The 11,018-nt window shown below is 36.4% G+C and carries 6 protein-coding genes; 4 read left to right on the top strand and 2 right to left on the bottom strand.

The features are described 5' to 3' along the window. Nucleotides 1-468 precede the first annotated feature (468 nt). The 4 genes from H4J62_RS08780 (at nucleotide 469) to H4J62_RS08765 (ending at nucleotide 6,366) form a co-directional block, all read left to right on the top strand. On the top strand, nucleotides 469-1,029 hold the full coding sequence (locus tag H4J62_RS08780; RefSeq protein ID WP_182216409.1) for an RNA polymerase sigma factor: 561 nt from the start codon (nucleotides 469-471) through the stop codon (nucleotides 1,027-1,029). 25 nt (nucleotides 1,030-1,054) lie between these two features. Next, nucleotides 1,055-2,116, top strand: coding sequence for a FecR family protein (locus tag H4J62_RS08775; protein WP_182216407.1), 1,062 nt, complete (start codon nucleotides 1,055-1,057; stop codon nucleotides 2,114-2,116). 453 nt (nucleotides 2,117-2,569) lie between these two features. Beyond that, nucleotides 2,570-5,128 (top strand): TonB-dependent siderophore receptor, encoded by a 2,559-nt coding sequence (locus H4J62_RS08770; protein WP_259364999.1) that lies wholly within the window; start codon nucleotides 2,570-2,572, stop codon nucleotides 5,126-5,128. Between the two features lie 263 nt (nucleotides 5,129-5,391). Continuing rightward, nucleotides 5,392-6,366: a transposase gene (locus H4J62_RS08765; RefSeq protein WP_182216406.1), complete on the top strand. Its 975-nt coding sequence runs from the start codon at nucleotides 5,392-5,394 to the stop codon at nucleotides 6,364-6,366. A 663-nt stretch (nucleotides 6,367-7,029) separates the two neighbouring features. Here H4J62_RS08765 and H4J62_RS08760 read toward each other — a convergent pair. Together H4J62_RS08760 and H4J62_RS08755 are read right to left on the bottom strand one after the other, a co-directional pair. Then, nucleotides 7,030-8,343 (bottom strand): OprO/OprP family phosphate-selective porin, encoded by a 1,314-nt coding sequence (locus H4J62_RS08760; RefSeq protein ID WP_182216404.1) that lies wholly within the window; start codon nucleotides 8,341-8,343, stop codon nucleotides 7,030-7,032. A gap of 62 nt (nucleotides 8,344-8,405) precedes the next feature. Next, nucleotides 8,406-11,009, bottom strand: coding sequence for a response regulator (locus tag H4J62_RS08755; RefSeq protein ID WP_182216403.1), 2,604 nt, complete (start codon nucleotides 11,007-11,009; stop codon nucleotides 8,406-8,408). Between the last annotated feature and the right edge of the window lie 9 nt (nucleotides 11,010-11,018).

The raw sequence follows: 11,018 nt of genomic DNA, 5'->3' as shown, positions 1-11,018 counted from the left end.
AAGCTTATTTTTATTATCAAAAGCTCAATTAACAATTAACAAGACACTCATCCTAAACTGAAGAAGCTTGAAGTTTATTATTATTATCAAAAACAAAAAATAATTAACGAGACCTTATTCTAAAATGAAGAAGATAATTAACAAGACACTCATCATAAACTGAAGTAGCTTGAAGTTTTTTTTATTATTAAAAACAAAAAATGACATACTTTCCTTTAAGCTCAAACCTTAATTGGCATAACTTTCTAGGTAAGACATGTTTAATATCATAGTACTCAACCTCTGCCGTCCATGTAAGGTATTCAAATTTTCCCCAGTTTTTTCTGTAAATAGATCAAGGTGTTCAACAAGAGTTACAAATTTGTCATCACTTAATCTACAAACTAAATCTTATTTAATGTCATTGTAATTCTTTGCTTCCCGCCCTACACTCGGTTTCACAATAAAATAAGAATAACAAGAACAACAATGGCTCAGAATAATAAATTCACTACGCTGTTTGTTAATTACACGGCTAATATTAAGCGCTATATCAATAAAATCGCCAGTCCTGATGACATTGATGATATTATACAAGAGACGTTTATTCGAACTTATGAAGCCGATCTCAAAGAAGAAATAAAATACGCTCGTAGTTTTATTCTTAAAACAGCTAAAAATCTTGCGCTAAATCACGTAAATAAGTGGGATAATAAATACAGTGATTCATTAGATGATTCTGCTGACGCTTTGACTGGATTAACCTCACTGAAATTTGAAGAACAATTTGAGAGTAAGGAACGTTTTTTATTATTTTGCCGAGCGACAGAGCAATTATCTATCGTAGTCCGCAAAACATTTATATTAAAAAAAGTTTACGGTTTCAGCCAAAAGGAAATAGCTAACTATTTAAACCTTAGTGAAAGTACGGTTGAGAAACATGTCGCGAAGGGCTTATTAAAGTGCGCTGAATATATGGAAAGGATTGAGCAAAATAGTACACCAAAAGCTTCAACCTTAAAAAATAACGCACGTTCAATTATAAAATAAAATATAAATTAAAAAAGAATATTGTATGACAACAGTTAAACCATTCACCAGTAAAGCCGACATCAAAGCACAAGCAAGTCTTTGGGTAAGCAAAATTGATCGGGGTCTTTCCAATAAGGATAAACTCGATTTTCAACTATGGGTGAATCAAAGTGATTTTCATCGTAAAACCTTATTTTCTTTAGCTGCACTTTGGGATGATTTAAGTGTACTCAATGAGTTAAGTGCACTATTTACATTAGAAAAACCGATTCAAAAAAAGCATAATGTTATCGCTAAATATGCCGTTGCAGCAGGCATTGCCTTTATTCTGTTATTTGCGGGTAACTTCTTTGTTAACATCACACCTTTTATTGATGACAATATCGAAAAAAGATTTGTTGAAGTAAGAACGTTGCAAACAGAGATAGGACAGCAAACCCGGTTTTCACTGTCAGATGGCTCCAGAATTAAACTTAATACCAATAGTTTAGTTGAAGTCAGTTATTCAAAAAACAATCGCTTATTAACATTGATTAAAGGCGAAGCAAACTTTGATGTTGCCAAAGATAAAAGTAGACCCTTTACCGTAACAGTTGGCGAAAAATCATTTACCGCGTTAGGCACAATCTTTAATGTAAAAAGAAAATCTAATGAAAACATGGAGCTTGTTGTCACCGAAGGTCAAGTATTAATGACCAAGTCGAACCAACCATTAAATAAAATAGCAAAGATGTTATCTACTTTACCTAAAGAAAAATTACCTGGTTTATTGATAACATCTGGTGAAATTGCCACCATCGAAAATAATATTCAAACATCAAATAAAAAAACTTCATTTGAGCAAATTCAACGAGAACTTGCTTGGCAACAAGGTATGTTAGTTTTTAATGGCAAACCACTCGATGAAGCATTAGCCGAAATCAGTCGTTATACCACTACAACCTTTGAAATTAAGGATGTTGAACTCAATAAAATAAAAGTGGCCGGTTACTTTAAGGCGAATGATATTGATGGACTCCTTAAATCGTTAAGTAGTAACTTCAATATTCAATTTGAAAAAGTAAATGAAAACTCAATTCATTTGAGCTTAAATACTACGAAATAACTTTAAATACTCCCTATCTTTTAACTCAATATATTTTTTATAAAATATTATAGAGGAATTTTCCTTCTGAACTGTTTATTAACACTGCAAGGTTGGCAAAAGTTATTTTGTCGTTTTCAACTTTCTGTATTTCGGCCGTTAACAAGCGCTACATTTTTTATATGTACCTGTCTTATATTCACGTCTGGAGCATTTGCCGAAAGCTTGATCAACTTTACAGTAAAGGAACAGCGTGCTGATAAAGCGCTCATTTCATTTGCATTACAGGCAAATAAAACGATTTTATTTTCCTATGACTTAACAAAAGAACATTATGCAAATGAGTTAAAGGGCAAATATTCGGTTAAAGACGGTTTACAACAACTTTTAAAAAACACCAACTTAACCGCTGTTATAGATAACGCTGGTCAACTGAGCATAAAACTACATAAACATCTCAGGAGTAATATAACAATGAATAAAAGCACAATGCTCAAAGCAGCTTTAGTTCCACTAATGCTAAGCGCAGCAAGTCAAACAGCACTTGCCCAAGAGCCTGCTCAAGTCAGTGAGCAAGAAGTAGAAAAAATTTCGGTTATAGGAAGCCGTGTTGCTGGTCGTTCTGCAGAAGATTTACCTGTTCCCGTAGATATTTTGTCTGCTGAAGCTTTGCTTAACACTGGGCAAACAGAAGTCGGTAGAATGTTACAAGCCATAGCCCCATCATTTAACTTTTCAAGCTCATCGATTAGTGATGGAACTGATGCATTGCGCCCTGCAACCTTGCGTGGCTTAGGTCCTGATCAAACATTAGTGTTAATCAACGGCAAACGCCGCCATCAAGCGAGTTTAATTCACATTAACACCTCAGTTGGACGTGGTACTGCTGGTACAGATATGAATGCTATTCCTGCCGCATCTATTAAGCGTATTGAAGTATTACGTGACGGCGCCGCTGCGCAATATGGTTCAGATGCAATTGCCGGTGTAATTAATATTATTCTTAAAGATCAGAGTGAAGGTGGAAGCGTCGGTGTTTCTTATGGCGAGAACTCAGCTGGCGATGGTGAAACTACGAATATCGATATTTCTAAGGGTTTTGCACTTGGCGATAATGGCTTCCTTAATACCACGTTAAATATACGTGATAGAGGCTACTCTGACAGAGCAGGCTTACATGGCTCATGTCAATTTTCAGGTTGTACCCAGCTTGATAATGGCGATTTTTTATTAGGCGATCCGCGTGAAGCTACCGCGACTCGTGAAACATTTCGTATTGGCGACGCAGACTCCGAGCAAATAGGACTAACGATAAATACTGGCTACGATTTAGCTGATGGTCATTTGTATGGTTTTGTTACTTATTCAAGCCGTGATAACGAATCTGCAGCTTTCTTTCGCCATAATGCGAACGGCGGAGGTAACGCACAGCTTCAAGATGGTGATGCAACTATTCCTGCTGGATTTTTACCTAAAATCAATACTGAAATAAAAGATATTTCATACAACTTTGGTTATAAAACTGAATTTAGTAATGATTCATCATTAGATTTATCATATACCTATGGTGAAAATAATATTGATTACACGACTCGGGATACAATAAATTCATCTTATGCTAATTCACTCATCTACACCTCAGCACTATCCGCTAATGAGATTCGTAGCTCAATTCCTCGCGAAGCGTTTGCTTACGGCTTAGAACTCACCTTACAAACAATTAATATGGATTACACTCAAAATTTTGATTGGTTTTCTTTAGCTATGGGTACCGAGTTTCGCACGGATGAATTCAGAGTAAAAGCAGGTGATGAATATTCATACAGAGACTATGATACCGATGAACTCGGTAATAGCATATATGAGACAGATCGCAGTGCAGGAACACAAGGATTTGGTGGTACAGCCCCACTACAATCTGTTGATGAATCTCGTGATGTAATTTCTTTTTACATTGACACAGAAGCAGAAGTCACTGATAACCTAATTATTAGCACAGCGGTTCGCTATGATGATTACGACGGCTTTGGTGATAGCACTAATTTCAAACTTGCTGCTAATTGGTCAATTACTGATGATGTATCGTTGCGTGGCGCCACAAGTACTGGCTTTAGAGCTCCGTCAATGCAACAACTTTATACTGATAATATTAGTACTCAATTCCAGACAAATCCTAATGGTGGGGACCAAATTGCAGTACAAATTGGTACTTTCCGAAATGACAGTATTCTAGCGCAAGCTATTGGTATTCCTGAGCTAAAAGAAGAAGTATCAACCAACTTTAGTATTGGCTCTGTTGTAAGAGTTACCGATGATATTAATTTAACTGTTGACTTTTATTCTATCAAAATTGAAGACCGCATTGTGTTGAGTAATTCATTAGGTAACGGTTTATCGTCAGCGCTTGATGCGGCATTAGCTTCTTCTGGAGCAGGTGCAGGGCAATTCTTTTTAAATGGTGCTGACACTAAAACAACAGGTGTTGATATTATAGCAACATGGAATACAGAAGTAATGTCTGGCACATTAGACTTAACATTTGCCGCAAACTTTTCAGAAACAGAAGTTACCGATACTTATACTCCAGCAGGTAGTGCATTAGGTGGAATTTCACCTGAGGATGTTTTTTCAGAGCAGGCGATTTCTATTATTGAAGAATGGCAACCTCAAGACCGCATAAGTTTAAGTGGCTTATATAAGATTGGCGATTTCACAGTTAACTTAGCCTTTAATCGTTACGGTGAATACACGGTTCTTGATGGTGAAAGACAAACGTATGGCGCTGAAGTATTAACAGATTTACGCGTGAATTATCAATTTAACGATGAGCTTTCATTTAACTTCGGTGGAAATAACATTTTTGATGTGTACCCTGATAAAAATGAAATAGGAAATTCTCGCTCTGGCACTATTGTTGACGCCAATGGCAATGTTGTTGTCAGTAGTCCTGGTGTGTTTACTTATTCACGCCGTTCAGCACCTTTTGGTTTTAATGGTGCTTATTTCTACGCCGGTGCTGAATACCGTTTCTAGTTGTATACTTAAACCATATACATATACTGGTTTCAAATAATTTAGCTATAAGTAAGTTATTACAATCAAAAAAGCAAAGTGATCTCACTTTGCTTTTTTTAATTTATTTAATACACAAACGAAACAACTTAGAACAAATATAAATAACCTCATCAATCGCTGTTTCTTTAAACAACAAATTAATAAGACACTCATCCTAAATTGAACAAGTTTTACCTTTGTACTACGCTAAAGTAATCAAGCTACTTTATCTTAGGTGAGTTATGGCCACGCCAAGGAAGCAACAAATCAGTTTAGTAGACACACCTTATTACCATTGTGTGGCGCGTTGTGTTCGACGCGCTTTCTTATGTGGTGAAGATACCTTTTCAGGTCAAAGTTTTGAGCACCGGCGAGGTTGGGTGGAAGACAAACTGCATTTTCTAACGCAAGTCTTTGCGATTGAGGTTTGTGCCTATGCGGTGATGAGTAATCACTATCATGTGGTGTTATTTATTGATGAAGAAAAAGCGAAGCAGTGGACAATGACTGACGTACTTGTGCGTTGGCACCGCATACACAAAGGCACGTTACTGACCAAACAATATTGCAACGGTGACCGCTTAGCTCAACCCTTACTTGATGAGGTTAATGCAACCGCAGAGGTCTATCGAAAGCGCCTGATGAAAATCAGTTGGTTTATGGGGTATATCAATGAAAGTATTGCAAGAGCCGCTAACCAAGAAGATAACTGCACCGGTAGATTTTGGGAAGGACGCTTTAAATCTCAAGCGTTATTAGATGAAGCAGCGTTAGCGTCTTGTATGGCCTATGTTGATTTAAACCCTATTCGAGCCAATATCGCAAAGACACCAGAGAGCTCAGCCCACACGAGCATAAAACGTCGTTGTAAAGAGGCAAAAAAGGGCCGGCAGCCCAAGACCCTGCTTCCCTTTATTGGTAACCCCAGGAAAAATATGCCAAAGGGCCTACCTTTTGAACTCGCCGACTATCTTCAATTAATTACGTTAACTGGCCGTTGTATTAGCGGAGATAAACGGGGTTTTATCGAACAAAAACAACCAGAGATACTCAAGCGATTGAATATCTCAGCGGACAACTGGTTAATCATCACCACCGAATTTAGAACACAATTTCATGGTGCTATCGGTCATGAAGATGTGCTGAGTGATTACTGCGAGCATCAGCAATTAAAGCGACGACATAACTTAAGCCATTGCAATAAACTCTTTGCTTGAAGACATTAAAACAGGTGTGAATTATAAAGCCATGATTTTGGAGAAATAGCCTTGCCAAAAAATTGTTATTTTGGGAGCAAATTGACTACATCTTTCTTTAATACATGAATATATTGTCAAAATATCACTTATCGGTGAGGACTCCATAAATGTTAAAATATATTTGTCATATATTTAGCTATTTAACATGAGTGTCTTATTAATTCTTTTGTCATCTATTTAGTTTTTTAACATGAGTGTCTTATTAATTCACTTATCGGTGAGGACTCCATAAATGTTAAAATATATTTGTCATATATTTAGCTATTTAACATGAGTGTCTTATTAATTCTTTTGAAACCAAGTCTCAAAACATTCAGGATGCTTTCTAAATGTTAGAAGAATGTGTGGACTATCCATCTATCAATGTTAACGATATTGGAGAGCAGGTCTCGGAGATCCCTAACACCATTATTGATGATGAAATTTATGATGCAGGAATAAAGGATTAAACTTTTATAGAGAAATTTTGAATAGCATTACTTCTCAATAGTTATTATTAACCCACGGCGAGATATATTAGTTGAGATATATAAGCTGTTCGACCTCTTAAAGTCACACAAGTCCAGATTATTGGCCTCTTGGAGCGATCCAATCTACATTCAATTTTATTTTTCATCCGACTTAAAATACCCACTCCATTCTTACTTGGCCAATATCCACGCTTGCATGGTCTGTCGTTGGATTATTTTTACTAACTTCCAACACTTTTAAGTATTCTGCAGTAAAGCGTATTTCAGGTGTCGCATATAAATTTAATGCTAGCGTCATATTTCTTTCAACGCCACCAATAACACTACCGTAACTTAAGTCTATTTCACTGTAACGCATAGCAAGTTCCCATGCTCCGCTACCATCTTGGCCAAGAATACTTTGCGGTTTCACGATACCAAACTTACCTTTTTTGTACGCTCGTCGGTCATTGGTTAAAAATAAACTCGATTGAATATACCAACTACTAAAGTCTAAGATTTCTGGACCTGTCTTTACTGAGCTTTGTATATATTCACTCTGAACATTAAATCGATTGTAGTTAAAAGCGAGTTCGAATCCTACTTGCGAGTAATCTTCAACCTCTTTAATGCCCCCCGTATCAACTAACTGAGTATTAGCAACATAACTTTCCGGATTAGATTTAAGTCTTAACGTGTCATTATCACCATTATTAGAGTACAAACCCGCGATACCTATATGAACAAAATAATCATCTTTCTTAATGGGTAACCAGACAAATCGTCCTGCAATGAGAGTCTCTTCATCTTGACCTTCACTACTTAGATGTATTTTGTTACCAAAAACGCCAGCTTGCACAGACCAATTATCCTTAAAAATATTTACGCCTGCCCCCAAGTGCCTACCTGGTGATAATGCAAAAGCCAGTGAACGTTCGATAAATGTATTTGCATGAGAACTGGCCTGGAACTCTAACGAGAATGGCACTTTATAGTTACCCGCAATTAATTGAACTGAATTATTAACTTTATATCCTAGGAAAGCATCTTTTATGCCTTTAGAGCCTCCAGCTACAAAATCATAATCCAATTTATATTGCCAGTCGTTATATAGGGTACCCTTTAAAAATAGTCGAGCTCGACGAATAGCCGAACCATCAGCTAAATCAAAATCATCACTACTATACCAAGCTGCGTGTGCTTCTACACGCCCACCAAAATGTGTAGAAAATTTCTTGTCAGCACTGCTCACTTTTAAACCATTTTTAACTAAAACTTCGGACTGATTTTTAATCCGTTTTTTAACCAGAGGTAGTGCTTGATTTTTTGGTTTTTCATCTTGTTGTTCAGCCATTAAGCGCTGATATTGTTCGGTACTTATGGTGCCGTTATTTTTTAAAACCTCAAGTAACATTGCCAGCTCTGATTGCGCACTAACCGGTGTTGCTAGCAGCATACTTAAACTTAACACTAATGCTTTTTTCATGATTTCTCCAAATACGGTTTGAATATTAAAATCTATTTATATCTAATGATAAAATGAAAGACCTATACATATTTTGCGCTAAAGTCGATATATGTTTTGAGCGTTAACTCACTAATAGACTTTAGTTCTTTGCATATAACTTCAGCTTCCATAAGTTTTTTTTCTAAACTGGCTTGTTCTAATCTTTTACAAAAATTATACATGGCCGTTGCCCCTAATGAACCCGCAGAGCTTTTTAAGGCATGGGCATGATCCCCAAGTGCTTCAATATCCGACTTCTCTAACGAGGTTTCTATCATCTGCACTCGTTCTTCAATATCAATAATAAATAGGTTGACCAAAGTTAAAACTGCGACTTCGGACAAATCCTCTGCCAAGGTTTTAAGTACGCTTTCTGACAACACTTCATTTTCATTTAAAGGGCTATTAGCTTTGCTTTTTTCTTGTGTTTCGGTGCTGTAGATACAATGATTAATACTTTCGATTAGCACTTGTGTATCGAAAGGCTTACCGACAAAGCCTTCCATTCCTGCAGCTTTACATCTCGCCATTTCAGATTTTTCTGCGTTTGCTGTCATCGCAATTACTGGGGTGTCTTTATTAATACCACCGCTTGCTTTTAAATGTTCTACTGTGACTATTCCATTCATTTTTGGCATACGAATATCCATTAGAATAACATCAAAAACTTGTGTTTCTAAAATATCGAGCGCATCAAAACCATTACATGCAAAAACAACTTGGTAGCCACGATTCTTTAATGTTTCACCCGCAATAAATCGATTAGCTTCCATATCATCAACTAATAAAATATTTTTTTTATCATTATGAGCACTATAAGTTAATTGAGATTTCGTCACTGAAAATGTATTGTTTTTATCGTTCAAAGAACATATATTGTTAAAGAGTAGTGGTTTATTTATACGATTAAAGCCTAGGTATGAACTTGACAAAGTTTCACCTAAGCTAGAAATACAGTGAACATTAATACCAAGCGAGTCTAACCAAATCTTATTGCTGTTGTTAACAGTCGCTCCATCCTCTATTAGCCACACCGATTTTTTACTTAATAATTGCGGCGTTGCCTGCTCACGTAACATATCTACATTGCTAAAGCCGAAGAAAGTGCCCCCTATTTGTTTAATTTTATTAGCAAAAACTTCCTGTAAACTTTGATTATCCGAAACAAGTACCATTGGGCCTTCAAATTGATGTTTATCTATTGTTTTATCTTCAACAAACTCTACGGGCATCGTAAAACAAAAATCGCTGCCCTGATTTAATTTACTACTAACAGTAATTGATCCCCCCATTAAGGTAATAAGCCCTTTGGCTATATTTAAGCCTAATCCAGTGCCGCTGGAATTTGCCTCTAATGTCGAATCAACCTGTTCAAATTCTTCGAATATTTGATTTAAATATTTTTCTCTAATCCCTATACCAGAGTCTTTTACATTCAACTGCAGTGTATCTTTACCATCTGCTATTTGGATTCGTTGGATAGTCACCAAAACAATCCCACGGGGAGTAAAATTACAGGCATTATCGACTAAAATAGTCAGTATCTGACGTAAACGTGTTGCATCAGTAATAACTCGCTCAACAGTCCCTGGTGCAACATCACCCAATATCGTTAAGTCTCGATTAGCTATTTTAGCTTCGGCGCAATTCAATACATCTTCAAGTAAAGGTAAGAGTTCTACTTCACTATATTTTAGTGACATGTGACCTGCCTCAATTTTAGAAAAATCGAGTATGTCATTAACAACCTCTAATAGTGCTCTGCCACTACTTTGCGCTGTGTTTAGCAACCGAATATGCTCAGGGGGCTCTTTAATTTTTTCCGATATTAGATTAACTGCACCTAACACTGCATTCATTGGTGAGCGTATTTCATGGCTCATTTGTGATAAAAATCTAGATTTAGCTTGGGATGCATTCTCTGCTGTTTGTTTTGCTTTGGTGAGATTAATAGCGTTTTCATTAAGTTTTTTCTGATCATCATTAATCTTATCTAACATCACATTAAACGCTTTTGCAGTGACACCAAGTTCATCTTTTGATTCTGTATCCGCCCTGGACGACATATCACCTTTTGTTACAGCAAGTGCTACTTTTTGTAAAACAAGTAAACCTTTGGTTAAGTAACTACCAAGTATTAGCGAAATCAGGCCAACCATTACCAATTCAGCTAAAGCAATACCAAATAAACGATAGCGCGCTTCACTTATAAATAACAATAAGGGGTCAACGGGTAAACCTACTTGTACTTTGGCAAATTCAGTTCCTGACTCCATTACTAAAACCTGCGTATCAAATATACGGTCATCTACCTGGTAAATTAGAGTATCTTCGAAAAAGCCATCCTCTAAACTACTTGTATCTCCAGCTTGTGCAAGAATACCGTCACTGTCTAATACACGAATATATTGAACACCTCCGAGCACAGCTATTTGCTGTGTAATTTCGTCCAATGCAGCAATATCTGATGAGATCACCGCATTTTTAGCGAGTAAGCTAAATAAATGAGAGGTCTCGCTGGCTCGTTTATATAAAGCCTCTTCACCTGATTGCTCAAGATATGCTAGAGATTGCCAAAGTAACAATAACAAAAATAGAGCTTCTGTAATGCCTATGAATAACATTGTTTTAATTCGAAATGACATAGAAATACC

The sequence above is a fragment of the Colwellia sp. BRX8-5 genome, from assembly GCF_014077325.1.
Lineage (GTDB): Bacteria > Pseudomonadota > Gammaproteobacteria > Enterobacterales > Alteromonadaceae > Colwellia_A.
Note: the sequence above shows the minus strand (reverse complement) of the source record. Positions and strands in the feature narration are given on the sequence as shown.

Bases quoted from the DNA above. Each gene is read 5' to 3' on its own strand.
- H4J62_RS08780 (WP_182216409.1), top strand. From the start codon at position 469: ATGGCTCAGAATAATAAATTCACTACGCTGTTTGTTAATTACACGGCT.
- H4J62_RS08775 (WP_182216407.1), top strand. From the start codon at position 1,055: ATGACAACAGTTAAACCATTCACCAGTAAAGCCGACATCAAAGCACAA.
- H4J62_RS08770 (WP_259364999.1), top strand. From the start codon at position 2,570: ATGAATAAAAGCACAATGCTCAAAGCAGCTTTAGTTCCACTAATGCTA.
- H4J62_RS08765 (WP_182216406.1), top strand. From the start codon at position 5,392: ATGGCCACGCCAAGGAAGCAACAAATCAGTTTAGTAGACACACCTTAT.
- H4J62_RS08760 (WP_182216404.1), bottom strand. From the start codon at position 8,343: ATGAAAAAAGCATTAGTGTTAAGTTTAAGTATGCTGCTAGCAACACCG.
- H4J62_RS08755 (WP_182216403.1), bottom strand. From the start codon at position 11,009: ATGTCATTTCGAATTAAAACAATGTTATTCATAGGCATTACAGAAGCT.